Source organism: Sphingopyxis sp. MWB1 (genome assembly GCF_000763945.1).
Lineage (GTDB): Bacteria > Pseudomonadota > Alphaproteobacteria > Sphingomonadales > Sphingomonadaceae > Sphingopyxis.
Genome location: NZ_JQFJ01000002.1, coordinates 2,386,490 through 2,405,722, shown reverse-complemented (window position 1 = coordinate 2,405,722; position 19,233 = coordinate 2,386,490). Strand labels below are relative to the sequence as shown.

15 protein-coding genes are annotated in these 19,233 nt (G+C 63.2%); 10 read left to right on the top strand and 5 right to left on the bottom strand.

From position 1 onward, the window contains the following. The 3 genes from JV18_RS0112000 to JV18_RS0111990 form a co-directional block, all read right to left on the bottom strand. The gene (locus JV18_RS0112000) at positions 1–783 is read right to left on the bottom strand and encodes an SDR family NAD(P)-dependent oxidoreductase (RefSeq protein ID WP_033074676.1); all 783 of its coding nucleotides are present in this window, start codon (positions 781–783) and stop codon (positions 1–3) included. Between the two features lie 51 nt (positions 784–834). Further along, positions 835–2,004 (bottom strand): acetyl-CoA C-acetyltransferase, encoded by a 1,170-nt coding sequence (locus JV18_RS0111995; protein WP_033074675.1) that lies wholly within the window; start codon positions 2,002–2,004, stop codon positions 835–837. A gap of 113 nt (positions 2,005–2,117) precedes the next feature. Then, positions 2,118–3,272, bottom strand: a complete 1,155-nt coding sequence (locus tag JV18_RS0111990; RefSeq protein WP_033074674.1) for an acyl-CoA dehydrogenase family protein — start codon at positions 3,270–3,272, stop codon at positions 2,118–2,120. Between the two features lie 244 nt (positions 3,273–3,516). Between JV18_RS0111990 and JV18_RS0111985 the strand changes: the two genes are divergently transcribed. The 10 genes from JV18_RS0111985 to JV18_RS0111940 all read left to right on the top strand — a co-directional run bounded on the left by JV18_RS0111985 (position 3,517) and on the right by JV18_RS0111940 (position 17,397). Next, a complete protein-coding gene (locus tag JV18_RS0111985) occupies positions 3,517–4,386 on the top strand; it encodes an SMP-30/gluconolactonase/LRE family protein (RefSeq protein ID WP_033074673.1) in 870 nt (289 codons plus the stop codon). Positions 4,387–4,563: 177 nt separating this feature from the next. Then, positions 4,564–6,759, top strand: coding sequence for a M3 family metallopeptidase (locus JV18_RS0111980; protein ID WP_033074672.1), 2,196 nt, complete (start codon positions 4,564–4,566; stop codon positions 6,757–6,759). A 217-nt stretch (positions 6,760–6,976) separates the two neighbouring features. Further along, positions 6,977–7,882 (top strand): SPFH domain-containing protein, encoded by a 906-nt coding sequence (locus JV18_RS0111975; RefSeq protein ID WP_033075314.1) that lies wholly within the window; start codon positions 6,977–6,979, stop codon positions 7,880–7,882. A 59-nt stretch (positions 7,883–7,941) separates the two neighbouring features. Beyond that, positions 7,942–8,142: a hypothetical protein gene (locus JV18_RS0111970; protein WP_033074671.1), complete on the top strand. Its 201-nt coding sequence runs from the start codon at positions 7,942–7,944 to the stop codon at positions 8,140–8,142. A 78-nt stretch (positions 8,143–8,220) separates the two neighbouring features. Beyond that, a complete protein-coding gene (gene rpe, locus JV18_RS0111965) occupies positions 8,221–8,892 on the top strand; it encodes a ribulose-phosphate 3-epimerase (RefSeq protein ID WP_033074670.1) in 672 nt (223 codons plus the stop codon). A gap of 3 nt (positions 8,893–8,895) precedes the next feature. After that, complete coding sequence (locus JV18_RS0111960; protein ID WP_081944779.1) at positions 8,896–10,674, top strand: heparinase II/III family protein; 1,779 nt, start codon at positions 8,896–8,898, stop codon at positions 10,672–10,674. 337 nt (positions 10,675–11,011) lie between these two features. Beyond that, positions 11,012–13,828 (top strand): TonB-dependent receptor, encoded by a 2,817-nt coding sequence (locus tag JV18_RS0111955; protein ID WP_033074669.1) that lies wholly within the window; start codon positions 11,012–11,014, stop codon positions 13,826–13,828. Between the two features lie 16 nt (positions 13,829–13,844). Then, the gene (locus tag JV18_RS0111950; RefSeq protein WP_033075312.1) at positions 13,845–14,858 is read left to right on the top strand and encodes a phytase; all 1,014 of its coding nucleotides are present in this window, start codon (positions 13,845–13,847) and stop codon (positions 14,856–14,858) included. A 141-nt stretch (positions 14,859–14,999) separates the two neighbouring features. Beyond that, the gene (gene purH, locus JV18_RS0111945) at positions 15,000–16,592 is read left to right on the top strand and encodes a bifunctional phosphoribosylaminoimidazolecarboxamide formyltransferase/IMP cyclohydrolase (protein ID WP_033074668.1); all 1,593 of its coding nucleotides are present in this window, start codon (positions 15,000–15,002) and stop codon (positions 16,590–16,592) included. 154 nt (positions 16,593–16,746) lie between these two features. Next, positions 16,747–17,397 (top strand): YqaA family protein, encoded by a 651-nt coding sequence (locus tag JV18_RS0111940; protein WP_033075311.1) that lies wholly within the window; start codon positions 16,747–16,749, stop codon positions 17,395–17,397. A 114-nt stretch (positions 17,398–17,511) separates the two neighbouring features. Here JV18_RS0111940 and JV18_RS0111935 read toward each other — a convergent pair whose 3' ends face one another. Further along, positions 17,512–18,057: a VOC family protein gene (locus JV18_RS0111935; RefSeq protein WP_033074667.1), complete on the bottom strand. Its 546-nt coding sequence runs from the start codon at positions 18,055–18,057 to the stop codon at positions 17,512–17,514. After that, complete coding sequence (gene hppD, locus JV18_RS0111930) at positions 18,054–19,142, bottom strand: 4-hydroxyphenylpyruvate dioxygenase (RefSeq protein ID WP_033074666.1); 1,089 nt, start codon at positions 19,140–19,142, stop codon at positions 18,054–18,056. Before hppD ends, JV18_RS0111935 begins: the two co-directional genes overlap by 4 nt. Between the last annotated feature and the right edge of the window lie 91 nt (positions 19,143–19,233).

The window sequence follows — 19,233 nt, the reverse complement described above, 5'->3', positions numbered from 1 at the left end:
TCAGCGCGGCCCCATGCGAATGCCGCCGTCGAGGCGGACATCCTCGCCGTTGAAATAGCTGTTCTCGATCATGCACATCGCCAGATTGGCATATTCGGCCGGATCGCCCAAACGCTTGGGATTGAGCACCGATGCAGCAAGCGCATCCTTCACATTCTGCGGCGCCGCCGCGAGCAGCGGGGTGTTGAAAATCCCCGGCAGGATGGTGTTGACGCGAATATTCTCGTTCGCCAGATCGCGCGCAATCGGCAGCGTCATGCCGACGACGCCGCCCTTCGACGCCGAATAGGCGGCCTGACCGATCTGGCCATCCTCGGCTGCAACGCTCGCGGTGTTGACGATCGCGCCGCGCTCGCCATCCTCCATCGGATCAAGCGTCATCATCCCGGCCGCCGATTTGGCGATGCAGCGGAAGGTGCCGACAAGGTTGATCTGGATGATCCAGTTAAAGGCATCGAGCGGGAAATGCTTGATGCTGCCATCTTCCTTCGACCGGCTCGCGGTCTTGATCGCATTGCCGGTACCCGCGCAATTGACGAGGATACGCTCCTGCCCGATCGCCTCGCGCGCCTTGGCAAAGGCGGCATCGACGCTCGCATCATCGGTGACATTGCATTCGCAAAACACACCGCCAATTTCCTCGGCGATGGCGAGGCCCTTTTCTTCCTGAAGGTCGAAAATCGCGACCTTCACACCCTTCGCCGCAAGCGAACGCGCAGTCGCCGCGCCAAGGCCCGACGCGCCGCCGGTGACAACGGCGGATATGCTGGAATCGAGTTTCATGTCATTCTCCCTTAAATCGTCGCCCCCGCGCAGGCGGGGCGACGCCAAATATCAAAGCCGCTCGATGATCGTGACGTTGGCCTGACCGCCGCCTTCGCACATCGTCTGGAGGCCATATCTGCCCCCCGTCGCGTCGAGCACGCCGAGCAGCGTCGCCATCAGCTTGGTGCCGCTCGCGCCGAGCGGGTGGCCAAGCGCGATCGCGCCGCCATGCTGGTTCAACCGCGCATGATCGCCGCCGAGATATTTCATCCACGCGAGCGGCACCGGCGCGAACGCCTCGTTGACCTCATAGGCGTCGATATCCTCAAGCTTCATCCCCGCCTTCTTGAGCGCCTTTTCGGTCGCGAACAGCGGTTCTTCGAGCATGATGACGGGGTCGCCCGCGGTCACCGAAATATGGTGGATGCGCGCGCGCGGCGTCAGGCCATGGTCCTTCAGCGCCTGTTCGGACACAATCAGCGCCGCCGAGGCGCCGTCGCAAATCTGGCTCGCCGTCGCGGCCGTGATCGACCCGCCTTCCTGAAGCAGCTTGACCCCGGCAATGCCTTCCAGCGTCGCATCGAAACGAATTCCTTCGTCGACCAGGTGCATTTCCTTGCCTTCGGGCGTTTCAATTTCGATCCCGACGATTTCCTTCTGGAAATGCCCGCCCTCGGTCGCCGCCTTGGCTCGGCGGTGGCTTTCGAGCGCGAAGGCATCAAGGTCGTCCTTGGTGAAGCCATGCTTCTTGACGATCATCTCGGCGCCCATGAACTGGCTGAACATGATGCCGGGATATTTTTCCTCGAGCCGGGGCGATTTATAATTGCCCATGCCTTCCTTCATATAGAGCATCGCGGTCGAGCCCATCGGCACGCGCGTCATGCTTTCGATGCCGCTCGCGAGCACGATGTCCTGCGTTCCCGACATCACCGCTTGCGCCGCAAACATCATCGCCTGCTGCGACGATCCGCACTGGCGGTCGATGGTGACCGCGGGAATCGAGTCGGGCAGTTTCGACGCGAGCACGGCGTTGCGGCCGACGTCCATCGTCTGCTCGCCGCCCTGCATCACACATCCCGTGATGACATCGTCGATGGCGGCGGGGTCGAAGTCATTGCGGTCGGCGATCGCGTCATAGACAGCGGCGCCCAGATCGACGGGATGAACCCCGGCAAGCTTGCCGCCACGCTTGCCGCCGGCAGTTCGGACGGCATCGACAATATAAGCAGTGGCCATGGGAGAATTCCTTTCAAACTATCGTCACCCCTGCGAAGGCAGGGGCCGTTGGAGGCGTTGCGCAACACCCGTTCAGAAGGCCAGCGCCCCCCGCTTTCGCGGGGGTGACGGGCTTAAAGCTTCCGCCCGATCAACTCCTTCATAATCTCGTTGGTGCCGCCAAAGATGCGCGTCACGCGCGCCGAGCGCCAGGCGCGGGCGATGGGATATTCATTCATATAGCCCGCACCGCCAAAGAGCTGGAGGCATTTGTCCATCACCTCCCACTGGAGGTCAGTGTGCCACAGCTTGGCCGCCGCGCCCTCTTCGGGGGTCAGCTCCTTCTTCAGGTGCCGCGCAAGCGCCCAGTCGAGGTGCGCCCAGCCGACCTGCAGCTTGGCTTTGAGGTCCGCGAGGACGAAGCGGCTGTTCTGGAAATCGAGGATCGGCTTGCCGAACGCCTTGCGCTCGCGCGTATACTCGACCGTATCGTCAAAGGCGCGCTGCGCCGAAGCCTGTGCGGAGACGGCGATCGACAGCCGTTCCTGCGGCAATTCGCTCATCAGATAAATAAAGCCCTGCCCCTCTTCGCCCAGACAGTTGGTGATTGGGACGCGGACGTCGTTGAAGAAAAGCTCCGACGTATCGGCTTCATCCTGCCCGATTTTGTCGAGGTTGCGCCCGCGCTCAAAGCCTTCGCGGTCGGCTTCGACAAGGATGATCGACACGCCCTTCCAGGCGGGATCGGCATCGGGATCGGTCTTGGCACAGACGAGGATCAGGTCGGCATTCTGGCCATTGGTAATATAGGTTTTGGACCCGTTGATGACATAATGATTGCCATCCTTCTTGGCGCTCGTCCGCATACCCTGAAGGTCGCTGCCGGTGCCGGGTTCGGTCATGGCGATGGCGGTGATCACCTCGCCCGAGACCATTTTGGGAAGCCAGTGCTTCTTCTGCTCTTCGCTGCCATAGCGGACGATATAGTTGGTGACGATGTCCGACTGGAGCGAGAAGCCCGTGGTGACGCGGCCATAATAGGCGCTTTCCTCGTCGACGATGGCATTATAGCCGAAATCGAGGCCGAGGCCGCCATATTCCTCGGGCACCGTCGGGCAAAGCATGCCAAGTTCGCCCGCCTTGGGCCACAGCGTCTTGGGCACCACGCCTGCTTCGGCCCATTCGGCCTGATGGGGGGCGACTTCCTTTTCGAGGAACTGGCGAACCGTGGCGCGAAACGCCTCATGATCCTCGGTATAGACGGAGCGCGAGAGCTTATCGAGCGACACGTTTTTCCCTTCCCTGCAGCCCGCGCCTTCGAAACGGGCGCGGATGTTTGAAGTGCCACGCAGCGTGACCTTACAAGGATGCAAATGACGTTACGTTTACGTCCACGTCAAGCGGAAATGACGCTACGGCAGAAAAGTTTCTTCGTAAACTAAGCATTTCGCACCTGCTGGCCGGGCAAAGGCTGGGGGCCGAATAGGTTTGCGGGTGCTGGGCAGGCGCGCGCGGGCGCGTTACACAGGGGCCATGGTTGATCTGTTTCTTGATGCCGGGGCCTTGCTCGGCGAATCGCCGCGCTGGAATCCGCGCGACTCGCATCTTTACTGGGTCGATATCGACGCCTTTCGCATTCACCGCACCGATATGGCCACTGGCGCCGATTCGGTGATGCAGTTCGACCAGCCCGTTGGCTGTATCGCGCTGCGCGCGGGTGGCGGGCTGATCGCGGCGATGAAGGATGGCTGCGCGCTGATCGATCACTGGGACGGCGATGCGCGCCGCTTTGGCCCCGCGCCGCTGGAAGGGATCGCCGAACAGCGGTTCAACGATGGCTGCGTCGATGCCGCCGGGCGGCTGTGGGTCGGCAGCCTGACGAGCGACAAGGCCAATCCGCAGGCAACGCTCTATCGGCTCGACCCCGACGGCGAGATGACCGCAATGTTCGGCGGCCTGATGACGAGCAATGGGGCGGCCTTCAGCCCCGATGGCACGCGTTTCTATCATGCCGACACCCCCACCCATGCCATTCGCGTCTTTGACGTCGATCCTGCCAGCGGAACGCTGGGCGAAGGGCGGATTTTCCACCAGTTCGAAACCGGCAAGGGCCGCCCCGACGGCGCGGCGGTCGATGCCGAGGGCTGTTACTGGTCGGCGCTGTGGGACGGATGGCGCGTCGTGCGCCTGTCGCCCGAGGGCGAGATTTTGCAGACGGTCGAACTGCCCGTGCAGCGCCCGACGATGATCGCCTTTGGCGGCGATGACCTGCAAACCGCCTTTGTCACCAGCGCGGGCAAGAATCTGACCGACGAGGAACGCGCGCGCCAACCGCATGCGGGCGGGGTCTTCAGCTTCCGCGTCGATGTGCCGGGGTTGGCGCAACCGGACTTTGCGGGCTGATAGTTTTCGGGGCTGCAGGGTGCGGCTTGCCCCCTCCGGTCGTTGCTGGCGCCGCGGGGCGACGCATCGCGTTGACACCCTTCCCCCTCACCCCGCTTGCGCGCTGCTGTCATGTCGGGTTAAGACGCCTTCCGATAATGGTTTCATCCGAAACCTGACCACCGGGAGAATCCAGACATGCCGCGCATCGCGCCCCGCCTTTCCTCGCCCAAATCGGCCCGCCGTCTGGCGATGCTGCTTGCATCCGCCGCGTTGTTCGTGGGTTATGGGTCCATGACCGCCACCGCCGCCGAACCTGCCGCATCCGCGCCCGCCGATGCCAATCCGCTGACCGCCGAATGGACCGGTCCCTATGAAGGGGTGCCGCCGTGGGACAAGCTGGACCCCGAACTGTTCCCCGACGCCTTTGAAAAGGCGATGGCCGCGACCCGCGCCGAGGTGCAGGCGGTGATCGACAATCCCGAAGCGCCGACCTTTGAAAACACCCATATCCCGATGATGCTGGCGGGCGATATGATGGAGCGCGTCTATGCGCTGTGGGGTGTGCAGACGTCGAACAAGTCGAGCCCGCGCGTTCAGGAAATCGACGCCGAATGGAGCCCGAAGCTTTCGACCTTCTTCACCGAGCTGTTCCTGAACCCCAAGCTGTTCGCCCGGTACAAGGCGGTATATGACAAGCGGCACGAAAGCGGCCTCAACGCGCAGCAGATCCGCATCGTTGAGCGCGCCTATGACGAAATGGTGCGCGATGGCGCCAATTTGTCGCAGGCCGACAAGGCGAAGCTGGTGGCGATGAATGCCGAGCTGGAAGCGCTGTTTTCCAGCTTTTCGTCGAAGCTGCTCGCCGACGAGAAGCTTTATACCTTCGTCACCGACGAAAAGCAGCTTGCCGGGCTGGAGCCGGGCTTTATCGCCTCGCTCGCCGCCGCCGCCGAGGCGCAGGGCAAGCCGGGCCAATGGGCGATCAAGAACACCCGCTCGTCGGCGCAGCCGGTACTGCAGGGCGCCCATGACCGCGCTTTGCGCGAAAAAGTCTGGCGCGCCTTCGTCAATCGCGGGGACAATGGCGATGCCAACGACACCAATCAGGTGATTGCCGATATTCTGAAGCTGCGCCAACAGCGCGCCCAGCTGCTGGGCTTCCCGACCCACGCCCATTATCGCATGGCCGACACCATGGCCAAGACGCCCGAAAATGCCATGAACCTGATGATGAAGGTGTGGCCGGGTGCTGTCGCCCGGGTGAAGGAAGAAGTCGCCGACATGCAGGCGATTGCCGACGCCGAAGCCAAGGCCGGCAAGGGTCCGAAGATCACCATCGAACCCTGGGATTATCGCTATTATGCGGAAAAGGTCCGCAAGGCGAAATATGACCTCGATGAAAGCGAGGTGAAGCCCTATTTCCAGCTCGACAAGCTGGTCGATGGCATGTTCTGGGCCGCCGGACAGCTTTACGACCTGGGCTTCCGCGAAAATACCGGGCAAATCCCCGTATTCGACCCCAAGGTGCGGACGTTCGAGGTCTATGATCTCAAGTCCGGCGAGAATGTCGGCGTCTTTTACCTCGACAATTTCGCGCGCGACGGCAAACGTTCGGGCGCGTGGATGACCACCTATCGCAGCCAGCAGACGCTGGGCGGCGAACGCAATGTGCTGGCGTCGAACAATAATAATTTCACCGAAGCCGCGCCGGGCCAGCCGACGCTGATCAGCATCGACGATGCCTCGACCCTGTTCCACGAATTCGGCCATGGCATTCATTATCTGTTGCAGCAGGTCTATTATCCCGCGCTCGCCGGGGTGCCGCGCGACTTTGTCGAATATCCAAGCCAGGTGAATGAAAATTGGCTGATGACGCCCGAAGTGCTGTCGCAATTTGCGACGCATTATGAAACGGGCGAACCCATCCCGCAGGCGCTGGTCGACAAGATCCTCGCTTCGGGCAAGTTCAACCAGGGTTTTGAAACGGTCGAATATCTGGGCAGCGCCATCGTCGATATGAAGCTGCACAATCGCAAGGTGCCGCCGACCGATGTCGACAAGTTCGAGCGCGAGACGCTGGCGGAAATCGGCATGCCGAAGGAAATCGTCATGCGCCACCGCCTGCCCCAGTTCGGCCATCTCTTCTCCAGCGACGCCTATTCGGCGGGCTATTACAGCTATCTCTGGTCCGAAACGATGGACGCCGACACCTGGGCGGCCTTTATGGAAGCGGGTGGCCCCTGGGACCGCAATGTCGCCGACAAATTCCGCACCATCCTGTTGATGACCGGCAATGAAACCGACCGCGCCGAGGCCTATCGCGCCTTCCGCGGCCGCGACCCCGATGTGAAGGCGCTGCTCGAAAAGCGCGGCTTTCCGACGGGCGAATAATCGGCTGATCGACGATGAACAAGGCAAAGGGGGCTTCGGCCCCCTTTGTTTTGGACGCGTGCGCAGCGCGCCCGAAGATCGGCGTTAGGGTTCCGCCTCGACGTCATCCCGAACTTGATCCGGGATGGCGAATCAAGAAAAGCCCGTCTCTTCGATTCCGCTTGACCGCCGCCACATTCGATATAAATATGATATCACATTTATATCGGAGAATGTGATGAGTGATTCGAGTGGAGCGGCGGGTCTCAACCCCACCCGCGAGGTGCGTGCCGCCACCGCGAGCGGCTATACAATGCTGTTCCTGTTTTTGGTGCTGCTGGCTGTCGCGCTATGGGCGGGCATCACCAACGCCAATGCCGAGGTGATGGCCGCGTGGAAATGGATTCTTGTCGTCGTGGCTGCAGTGGTCGGCACGCTGATCCTTTCCGGCTTTTACCTCATCAACCCCAATGAGGCCGCGGCGATCCAGCTGTTCGGCAGCTACAAGGGCACCGACCGCACGCCGGGGCTGCGCTGGGTTCTCCCGTGGCTGACGCGCAAGAAGATCGCGGTGCGGGCGAACAACATCATTTCGGAAAAGATCAAGGTCAACGACCTGCGCGGCAACCCCATCGAAATGGCGGCGCAGGTCGTCTGGCGCGTCACCGACACCGCGCAGGCGCTGTTCGATGTCGACGATTACAAGGAGTTCGTGATCGCCCAGATCGAGGCGGCGGTGCGCTCGATCGGCTCGCGCTATCCCTATGACGATATCGAGCATGAGGAAATCACCCTGCGCGGCAATCACGAGGAGGTCGGCGGCGAACTGCGCAAGGCGCTGATCGAACGGCTGAGCGTCGCGGGAATCACCGTCGACGAATGCGGGCTCACGCACCTTGCCTATGCCCAGGAAATCGCCGGCGCGATGCTCCGCCGCCAGCAGGCCGAAGCCGTCATCAGCGCGCGCCGCAAGCTTGTCGAGGGTGCGGTCGGCATGGTCGAAATGGCGCTCGAACAATTGAGCGCCAAGGGTGTCGTCCATCTCGACGACGAGCGCCGCGCGGCGATGGTGTCGAACCTGATGGTCGTGCTGTGCAGCGAACGCGACACGCATCCGGTGGTCAACGCCGGTTCGCTTTATTGATACTGTCCTCCCTTCCTGTCGAGCCAGGCGCCGACGGGAAGGGGGATTAAGGTTAGCCCATGTCTCCGCCCGGTAAAAAAGCCTTTGCCCTTCGTCTTGACCCTGCCCTTTATGCGGCAATTGAGCGGTTGGCGGCGGGTGAATTGCGCAGCGCCAATGCCGAGATTGAGGTGCTGCTTCGCGAAGCGCTCGCCCGGCGCGGGGTGAAGGTGGAGCCCCCCCGCCCTCCCCGGCGTGGCCGCCCGCCCAAGGAGGAATGACGAAATATTGTACGCCAGTCCCCCCGGGATGCTGACCCCGCTTGCCCCGCACCGATAGGATGGTTAAGGCCGAAAGCCATGAGCGCCCCAAATCCCGCCGTCCGCATTGCCCCGTCCATCCTCAGCGCCGATTTTGCCCGCTTGGGCGAAGAGGTGCGCGCGATTGAGGAAGCGGGCGCCGACTGGGTGCATATCGACGTGATGGACGGCCATTTCGTCCCCAATCTGACGATCGGCCCGGCGGTGGTGAAGGCGCTGCGCCCGCACAGCAAATTGCCCTTTGACGTGCATCTGATGATTTCGCCGGTCGACGGCTTTCTCGACGCCTTTGCCGAGGCGGGGGCCGATATCATCACCGTCCACCCCGAAGCGGGACCGCATGTCCACCGCAGCATCCAGCATATCAAATCGCTGGGCAAGCAGGCGGGCGTGTCGCTCAATCCCGCGACGCCGGCGAAGATGCTCGATTATCTGATCGACGAGATCGACCTGGTGCTGGTGATGAGCGTCAACCCCGGCTTTGGCGGGCAGAGCTTTATTGCAAGCCAGCTTCGCAAGATTGAGGCGGTGCGCAAGATGATCGACAAATCGGGCCGCGACATAAGGCTGGAGGTCGATGGGGGCATCGACGCCAATACCGCGCCGCAGGCGATAGCGGCGGGCGCCGACGTGCTGGTCGCCGGAACCGCCACTTTCAAGGGCGGGCCGGACGCCTATGCCGACAATATCCGGCGGCTGCGCGGCGCCTGATCGATGAAGGGGAGACCGTTGACCGCTGCTCCCGTTGATCCGTTTCCGACCACGGGGGATGATGCCCCGCAGGTCGAGGACAGCATCGAGCCGGGCAAAAGGCTGATCCGCCTTCCCGCCGAAAAGGGCCTGTCGCTGGGCGAACGCATCGCCAATCATATTACCCGGTTGACCTGGCGCACGCCGCTCCACGCCTTTCATCTGAAAGGGCGGTTTCCCCTGAAACTGCTCGGCGTGCCTGACGATCCCATTCCGGGCGACATGCGCGCGGGCACCGCAATCCGCGCAGGCCATTTCCTTCACCGCGGGTTGAAGCTGCCGCTTGCCGAGCTGGATTTTGCGACGCTGAAGGTTGCGCCGGCCTTTGCCGATTATCTGCACAGCTTCGCCTGGCTGCGCGACCTGTCGACCGCTGCGACGCGCGCCGATGGCGCTCCGATTGCCGAGGCGATGGTACGCCGCTGGCTCGCCGCGCATGGCGAAGCGGTGAGCGAGCCTGCGTGGGACGCCGAAAACAGCGGCTGGCGCATTCTTTTCTGGGCGTTTCACGCGCCGCTGATCCTGTCGTCGAGCGATCTTGTCTATCGCTCCGCCGTGCTCAACCATCTGGCGCGCGCGGCCCGCCATCTCGACCGCGCCGCCGACAAGACGCGCCCCGGCACCGGTCAGCTTGTCGTCTGGGTCGGCATTGTCGCGGCCTCGCTCCTCATGCCCGGCGGCGAGCCGCGGCAGGTGTTCGGTGAGGCGGGGCTGCGCAAGGTCATTGAAACCAGCTTTTACGCCGATGGCGGCAATATCGCCCGTTCGCCGCAGGCTCAGCTTGATGCCGTGATGGCGCTGGCGATGCTCGCGCGCATCTATGACATGCGGCGCATGGAGATTCCCGCCTTTTTGCAGGAGGTGCTGGCGCGCGCGGTGCCTGCGCTGCTCGGCCTTCTCCATTCGGACGGCGGCATGGGCAATTGGCAGGGCAGCGGCGCGACCCCCGCGGCGCATATCGAGGCGGTGATCACCGCGAGCGGCATTCGCACGCGCCCGCTGAAACAGGCGCGCGACTGGGGCTATCAGCGGCTGGTCGCTGCCAAGGTGGTGCTGCTCGCCGATGCGGCGCCGCCGCCGATCGCACGGGTGACCGAGGCGGGATGCGCCTCCACCCTCGCCTTTGAACTGTCCGACGGGCCGGAGCGGCTGATCGTCAATTGCGGCGGCGCGGCGCTGACCGGCGCGACCATCCCGGCGGAGCTTGCGCGCGGGCTGCGGACCACGGCGGCGCATTCGACGCTGACGCTCGCCGATAGCAATTCGACCGCCATCCTGCCCAGCGGCGCGCTGGGCAAAGGGGTGACCGAGGTGGAACTCGACCGGCGCGAGACGCCGCAGGGCAGCCGGCTGGAGATGAGCCATGACGGCTATGCGCGGCGCCACGGGCTGATCCACCGCCGCCTGCTGATCCTCTCGCCCAATGGCCGCGAATTGCGCGGCGAGGATATGCTGCTGCCCGCGCCCCGCAGCCGCCGCAAGGGCGACAAGCATTTCACCTTGCGCTTTCATCTCGGGCGCAATGTCTCGCCCAGCCTGACCGCCGACAAGCTGGGCGCGTTGCTGCGGATCGAGGGCGGACCACTGTGGCAATTCCGCACGTCCGACGGCACGCTCGACATAGAGGAAAGCCTGTGGGTCGATGGCGAAGGCCGCCCGCACCCGACCCAGCAACTGGTGGTGAGCGCCAGCGCCCCCGCTGGCGGGGCGAGCATCGGCTGGATTTTCAAACATATCGGCTAGGCAGCAGGCGGAAGCCGACCCTGTTCGCTCCCTCGTCATCCCGGACTTGATCCGGGATCCATTCTCACCTCGCCCTCGCACGACATCAGCTGGACCCCGGATCAAGTCCGGGGTGACGATGGTGTAAGGGACCATATGCGCTGGGCCGGGCGGGAAGCAGCAGGCACTGGCGGGTGCGGAACCGAAGTCGCCTCCCCCCCTTTCCCCCTCCCCTGACCATGCGCCTTTCATGACGATCATGTGACACCGGTGTAACGCAGCGGTCATTTGGCGCTGCCAATGCCCCCTCGACTCGGCGGACCCGGTCGGGCCGCTGCTTTCCAGCTGGGGGAATTTCATGACATCGCTTTTCGCAAAACGCTCGCGCATCCTGCTTGGCACCGCCGCATCGCTGGCGCTGATCGCGCCGGGTGCGGCGCTGGCGTCCGAAGTCGTCGGCACGGTCACCGACGCAAGCGACACGCGCGCCTTGCAGAGCGCGCAGCTTCGCATCGTTGAGCTGAACCGCGAGGCCGAGGCGGGCCGCGATGGCCGGTTTCGCTTCAACGATGTGCCGGCCGGCAGCTATACGCTGGAGGCGCGCTATGTCGGCGCGGCGCCGGTCACGCGCAAGCTCGACGTGCCCGCCGATGGTGTTGTTACCGCCAATATCGTCATGGGCACCGACGGGTCGATCCTGGTCGTCGGCCAGTCGGCAAACCTGTCGAGCAGCCTGTCGCGCCAGCGCGCCGCCGATGGCGTCGAAAGCGTGCTGACCCGCGATGGCATCGGTCAGTTCCCCGACCAGAATGTCGCCGAATCGCTGCGCCGCCTGCCCGGCCTGAACATCCTCGACGATCAGGGCGAGGGCCGCTTCGTCTCGGTGCGCGGGCTCGACCCCGAACTCAACGCCGCCTCGGTCAATGGCGTGCGCCTGCCCGCGCCCGAAAGCGATGTGCGCTCGGTCGCGCTCGACGTGATTTCGAGCGACATCATCGAATCGATCGAAGTGAAGAAATCGCTGACCCCCGACATGGACGGCGATACCATCGGCGCGTCGATCGAGATCAACACCACCAGCGCCTTTGACCGCAAGAAAGACCTGCTCGTCGTCAAGGCCGAGGGCAGCTATAATGACCTGACCAACAGCCTGTCGCCCAAGGGCAGCTTCGACTTTTCGACGAAACTCAGCGACAATATCGGCGTCGCCGGCGGCCTTAGCTATTATAAGCGGAAATTCGCAACCAATAATCAGGAAGTCGATGGCTGGGGCGAGGAAGATGGCCTCGTCTATGCCGATGCCGTTGAATATCGCGACTATGACGTCGAGCGCGAGCGGATCAGCGCCTCGCTTTCCTTTGACTTTCGTGTTGGGGACAGCACGACCCTTTATGCGCGCGGCCTGTACAGCCAGTTTGACGATCAGGAATTTCGCCGCCGCCTGATTTTTGAAATGGACGAAGTGCCGAGCGACGGCGATGCCGATGGCGTCAGCTTTGACGCGCAGGATGGCGAAATTGCCGTTCAGCGCGACCTGAAGGATCGGTTCGAACGCCAGCGCATCCGCAGCCTGACCCTGGGCGGCGAGACCGAAAGCGGCCCCTGGAATCTGAAATATTCGGGAAGCTGGGCCAAAGCGAGCGAGCGCGAAAAAGGTTCGATCGACCCCGTCGTCTTCGAACGCAAATTTGAAGGCGAGGATTTCGGCGTCGATTTCGATTATCGCCGCGACAAGATCATCCCCTATGCCATCACCGCAGGCAGCGAAGTCTTCCTCGATCCCACCGAATATGAATTCGACAAGGTTGAGGAAACTGCCCTGTCGAGCGCGCAGGATGAGGAATGGGCGATCAAGGCCGATGTCGCGCGCAGCTTTGCCATGACCGGCGGCGATTTCACCATCCAGGCGGGCGCGAAACAGCGCTGGCGCAAGAAAAGCTATGACGGCCAGTTCGACATTTATGATGGCTTTGAGGATGATCTGACGCTCGAAGGCTTTGTCGGCGCGCAGGATTATGACCTGGCCATCATCGACCCCGTTCCCGGCAAGAAAAGCTTTCGCTCCTTCTTCCGCGATAATATCGCGGGCTTCGAACTCGATCCGCTCGACACCAAGGCAACCTCGGCCGAGGAAGATTACAGCGTCGATGAGGATGTGACCGCCGCCTATCTGCTCGGCCGCTGGGACAGCGATGTGCTGCGCGTCATCGGCGGGGTGCGCATGGAGCGCACCAAGAATATCATCACCGGCAATATATTGACCTTCATCCCCGAAGAGGAAGATGATCAGGGCGAGGTGATCCAGGAAGAAGATGTCATTATCACCCCGCAGACCTTCCGCCGCAGCTACACCGACTGGCTGCCGAGCGTAACGATCCGCTATGAGCCGGCCGCCAATGTCGTACTGCGCGCGGGCGGTTACAAAAGCCTCGTGCGCCCCAAGTTGTCGAAGCTCGCGCCGCGCGCGGTGATCGAGGATAATGAGGGAGAGTTCGGCAACCCCGATCTGAAGCCCTATCGCGCCTGGAACATCGACCTCTCGGCCGAATATTATTTCGGGCGCAATGCGGCGGTGTCGGCGGGGGTCTTCTGGAAAGACATCAGCGATTATATCGTCGACCTGACCGAACAGGACGTCACCTATAATGGGGTCCTGCTCGACGAAGCGACGACCGCGATCAATGGCGAGAAGGCCAAGATCAAGGGCTTTGAGTTCAGCTATAGCCAGTCGTTCGACTTTCTGCCCGCGCCCTTTGACGGGCTGCTGACCCAGATCAACTATACCTACACCGATGCCAAGGGGACGGTGTATACCGACGGCGATATCGACGATCCGCGCAGCATCTATCTGCCCGCTTCGTCCAAGCATACGCTGAACGCGGTGCTGGGTTATGAAAAGGGGCCGATTTCGCTGCGCGTCGCGGGCACCTATCGCGACAAATATCTCGACGAGCTGGGCGGCAAGGCCGAGGAAGACCGGATCGTTGCCGACCAGTTCAAACTCGATCTGTCGGCCAAATATCGCATCACCCCCGGCGTGCGAATTTTTGCCGAATGGATCAACATCACCGATGCGCCCTATTTTGCCTATCAGCAATATGAAGGCCGCCGCCGCCTGCTCCAATATGAAGATTATAGCTGGACCGCCAAATTTGGCGTGGCGGCGAACTTCTGATCGGGGGATGAGGAAGATGCGGAAATTTCATCTTGTCGCGGGCGCGGCGTTCGGCCTCGCGCTCGCGGGCTGTGCGGCGCATGAGCCGGTCTTTACCGGCCTGCCGCCCGTTCCGGTCACCGCAAGCGGCGAAACCGCACCGGTCGGCACCAGCCGCGCCGATGCCGCCGACGATCCGGCGATCTGGGTCGATCCCGCCAATCCGTCGCGCGCGCTGATCGTCGCGACCGACAAAAAGGCGGGGCTGCACGTCTATGACCTCAGCGGCAAGGGCGTTGCCTTTGCCAAGGCGGGGCTGGTCAACAATGTCGATGTCGCGGGCGACGTCATCGTCGCGAGCGACCGCAATGACGGGGCAAACGCGCATCTGGCGGTCTTCCGCCTCGACCCCCACGCCCCCGGCATCACGCCGCTGGGGCGCGCGGCGGCGGGGCCGGGCGAAGCCTATGGCCTGTGCCTCAAGCGCAGCGCGCCGGGCGAGCCGATCACCGCCGCGCTGATCGTCAAGGATGGCATGGTGCGCGTCGGCACGCTGACAACCGACGGCACGCCCCGCTTTGCCGTCACATGGGAGCACAAGATTCCGACCCAGAGCGAAGGCTGCGTCTTTGACGGCGACACACTTTATGTCGGCGAAGAGGATGCGGGCATCTGGCGGCTGACGCCCGGCCCGAACGGGATCGAGGCCGCCATGGTCGCGCCGGTCGACAATCAGCGGCTGGTCGCCGACGTCGAAGGACTCGCGACCATCGACCATAAGGGCGCGCGCTATCTGATCGCATCGAGCCAGGGCGACAATGCGTTCGCCGTCTTTCGCCTGCCCGCCATGGATTATGTCGGGCGCTTTTCGGTCGCGGCGGGCGCGCTGGGCGCGGTGAGTGAAACCGACGGGATCGAGGCGGTCGCTGGCAATTTCGGCAGCGCCTTTCCCGATGGACTGTTCATCGCGCAGGATGGCGACAATGCGCCCAAGGCACAGAATTTCAAGCTGGTGCGCTGGGACCATATTGCAGCGGCGCTGGGACTTTAGCGTCCGCGCGGACACATAAAGGCATCTGTGCTCCCGCGCCGGCGGGAGCACACGGCCTTTTGCGCCGGAACGCTTGCGATAAGAGGCATAGCCGCCTAGGGAGCGCGCGTCTTTCCCGTTACGCAAAAGGCCGCCCTTCCCATGACCGATCTCATTCCCGTCCGCCGCGCCCTTCTGTCCGTCAGTGACAAGGCGGGGCTTGCCGATCTGGCCGCCGCGCTGGTACGCCATGGCGTCGAGCTGGTGTCAACCGGCGGCACGGCCAAGGCGCTGCGCGATGCGGGGCATGAGGTGCGCGACGTCGCCGACCTCACTGGCTTTCCCGAAATGATGGACGGGCGCGTCAAGACGCTGCACCCCAATGTCCACGGCGGCATTTTGGCGGTGCGTGATGATACGGCGCATGTCGCGGCGATGGACGCGCACGGCATCGGCGCGATCGACCTCGTCGTCGTCAACCTCTACCCCTTTGCCGCGACGGTCGCGAAGGGCGCGCCGCGCGAGGATATTATCGAGAATATCGACATCGGCGGCCCCGCGATGGTGCGTTCGGCAGCGAAAAACCACGCCTTTGTCGGCATCGTCACCGAACCCGAGGATTATGCTGCGGTGATCGCCGAAATGGACGCAAACGGCGGCGCGACCAGCCTTGCGCTCCGCAAGCGCCTCGCCGCGACCGCCTTTGCCCACACCGCCACCTATGACGGGATGATCGCGAGCTGGTTCGCCTTTGCCGATCAGGGCAAGCTCTTCCCCGACACGCTGCCGATGACCGCAAAGCTCGCCAATGAACTGCGCTATGGCGAAAATCCGCACCAGCAGGCGGCGCTCTACCTCCCCGCCGGTCCTGCCGCACGCGGTATCGCACAGGCTGAACAGGTGCAGGGCAAGGAGCTCAGCTACAATAATATCAATGACGCCGACGCCGCGCTCGAACTGGTCGCCGAATTTCGCGACGCCGATCCGACCTGCGTCATCGTCAAGCACGCCAACCCGTGCGGCGTCGCGAGCGCGGCCAGCCTGACCGAAGCCTATGACGCCGCGCTCAAATGCGACGATGTGTCGGCATTCGGCGGCATCATCGCGGTCAACCGCCCGCTCGACGGCCCGACCGCCGAAGCGATCAGCGCCATCTTCACCGAAGTCGTCTGCGCTCCCGACGCCGATGCCGATGCCCGCGCGGTGTTCGCGAAGAAAAAGAACCTCCGCTTGCTCCTGACCGGCGAACTGCCCGACCCGGCGCGCGGCGGGCTGATGATGAAGACGATCGCCGGGGGCTGGCTCGCGCAGAGCCGTGACAATGGCCGCATCACGCGCGATGACCTCAAGATCGTGACCGACCGCGCGCCGACCGACGAGGAACTTGCCGACGCGCTCTTCGCCTGGACGGTCGCCAAGCATGTGAAGTCGAACGCCATCGTCTATGCCAAGGGCGGATCGACCGCGGGCATTGGCGCGGGCCAGATGAACCGCCGCGACAGCGCGCGCATCGCCGCCGCCAAGGCGCGCGAGGCCGCCGAAAGCCATGGCTGGACAAGCCCGCGCACCGTCGGCAGCGCGGTCGCGAGCGACGCCTTCTTCCCCTTCGCCGATGGCCTGCTGGCGGCGGTCGAGGCAGGCGCGACCTGCGTCATCCAGCCGGGCGGCTCGATCCGCGACGATGAGGTGATTGCGGCGGCGAACGAAGCAGGCCTTGCGATGGTCTTCACCGGGATGCGCCACTTCCGCCACTAAAAAACACCCTCCGTTCGTGTCGAGCGAAGTCGAGACACGCGAAGCATGCGCGTCCAAAGCGCATCTCGACTTCGCTCGACGCCAACGGCATAGAGGGCGGACCGTAACGACGGCAAAAAGGGCCCTCATGACCAATAAAGTCTCTTTGTCGTCGCTGCTCCAGCGCCTCTATGACTGGACGATCGCCAAGGCGACGCACCGTCACGCCGAAGCATGGCTGTTCGCCATCGCCTTTATCGAATCGAGCTTTTTCCCGATCCCGCCGCACCCGGTGCTGGGTCTCATGTGCCTCGCCGATCCGAAGCGCGCGCTGCGCTTTGCCGCCATCTGCACCGCAGGGTCGGTGCTGGGCGGGTTGTTCGGCTATGCCATCGGCCATTTCCTCTATGAAAGCATCGGCCTGTGGCTGCTGGGCGCGCTGCACCTGACCGACAAATTCCCCACCGCCGTCTGTTACCTCAATGAATATGACGCGGAGGCGATCATCATCGCGGGCGCGACGCCGATCCCGTTCAAGCTGATGACGCTGACGGCGGGTTTTGCGGGGATGAATATCTGGACCTTCATCGGCGCCAGCATCGTCGGGCGCGGCATGATCTTCATGGCGGTCGGCCTGCTGTTCCGCCTGTTCGGCGCGCCGATCAAGGCGTTTATCGAGAAATATCTGGGGATGGTGACCACCGCCTTCGTCGCGCTGGTGATCGGCGGTTTTCTGGTGATCGGGCTGCTGTCAGGCGACGGCGAGAAGACCGCGGACGCGTGCAGCAACGCGACGTGGGAGAGCGTGGGGCTGGAGAGGAAATAGGCGCCCATAGTTCGCCACCCCGGACTTGATCCGGGGTCCATTCGCGCCAACGCCGTGCTTGTGGATCCCGGATCAAGTCCGGGATGACGATAGGAGGGAAAGCCGTCTTTCCTGCTACTCGTTCGCCGCCGCGTGCAGCCAGTCGGCGTGGCGCGGGGCCTTTTTGGTCTGGCTCCATTCCTCGAGCATCAGCGGCGCAACGCGGCGGAGTTCGGCATATTGCTCGTCGGTACCGATGTCGCACGCCAGCTCGATACGATGCCCGTTGGGGTCGAAGAAATAGATCGACTTGAAAATCCCGTGGTGCGTCGGGCCCAGCACCTCGACGCCATTCGCCTCCAGATGCTCCTTCGCCTGGGTCAGCTCGTCATAGCTGCCGACCTTGAACGCCAGATGCTGCACCCACGCCGGGGTGTTGGCATCGCGCCCCATGTCGGGCTGATTGGGCAGCTCGAAAAAGGCGAGGATGTTGCCATTCCCCGCGTCGAGGAAGACGTGCATGTACGGATCATATTCGCCGGTCGACGGCACATGATCCTCGGCAAAGGCGGTCGTATAGGTCATGCCGAGCATACGGCTGTACCATTCGACCGTTTCCTTCGCGTCCTTGCAGCGATAGGCGGCGTGGTGGACGCCGCCGAGTTTGATCGGGCTGGTCATTCGGCAGGCTCCTCGACATTGAGCGCGCCGCGGCGAATCTGGTCGAGCTCCATCGACTTGAACAGCGCGGTGAAATTGCCCTCGCCGAACCCCTCGTCCTTCTTGCGCTGGATGAACTCGAAGAAGACGGGGCCGATCACCGTCTGCCCGAAAATCTGGAGCAGCAGGCGCGGATCGCCTTCGGTCGTCGACCCGTCGAGCAGGATGCCGCGCGACTGCAGTTCCTCGACCGGTTCGCCATGGCCGGGCAGGCGCTCGGCGAGCATTTCATAATAGGTTTCGGGCGGCGCGGGCGCAAAAGGATTGCCCAGCGCTTTCAGCTTGTCCCACGCGGCGTAAAGATCGTCGCAGGCAAAGGCGATATGCTGGATGCCCTCGCCATTATAGGCGCGCAGATATTCCTCGATCTGCCCGCCGCCGCCGGCGCCTTCCTCGTTCAAGGGGATGCGGATCTTGCCGTCGGGGGCGGTCATCGCCTTCGACGTGAGGCCCGTATATTCGCCCTTGATGTCGAAATAGCGGATTTCGCGGAAGCCCGCGATGCGCTCGTAAAAGGCGGCCCAATGCGCCATGCGTCCGCCATAGACATTGTGCGTCAGGTGATCGATGACCTTCAGCCCCGCGCCGACCGGATGGCGATCAACGCCCTCTTCGTAGACGAAGTCGATGTCATAGATCGACAGCTCGTCGCCATAGCGATCGATCAGATAGATGATCGACCCGCCGATGCCGCGGATCGCTGGAAGGCGGAGTTCCATCGGCCCCGTCTTGACCTCGACCGGCTCGGCGCCGCGTTCGATGGCCTCGGCATAGGCCTTGGCGGCATCGCGGCAGCGCCAGCCCATGCCGCACGCCGACGGGCCGTGCTCGGCGGCAAAATAGGCGGCGGGCGATTTCGGCTCGTAATTGGCGATCAGGTTGATGTCGCCCTGGCGCCACAGCTCGACATCCTTCGACCGGTGGCGCGCGATGCGGGTAAAGCCCATGCGCTCGAAGACCGGCTCGAGCATGCCCTTTTCGGGCGCGGAGAATTCGACGAATTCGAATCCGTCGAGGCCCAGGGGATTGTCGAACAGGTCAGCCATGCATCATTTCCTCATATGGTTTCATTTGTAACTATTATGATGGAAGGGCGCGCGTGAGTCAATCGGGGCGGGAGGAGGAAAAGGAATCGCG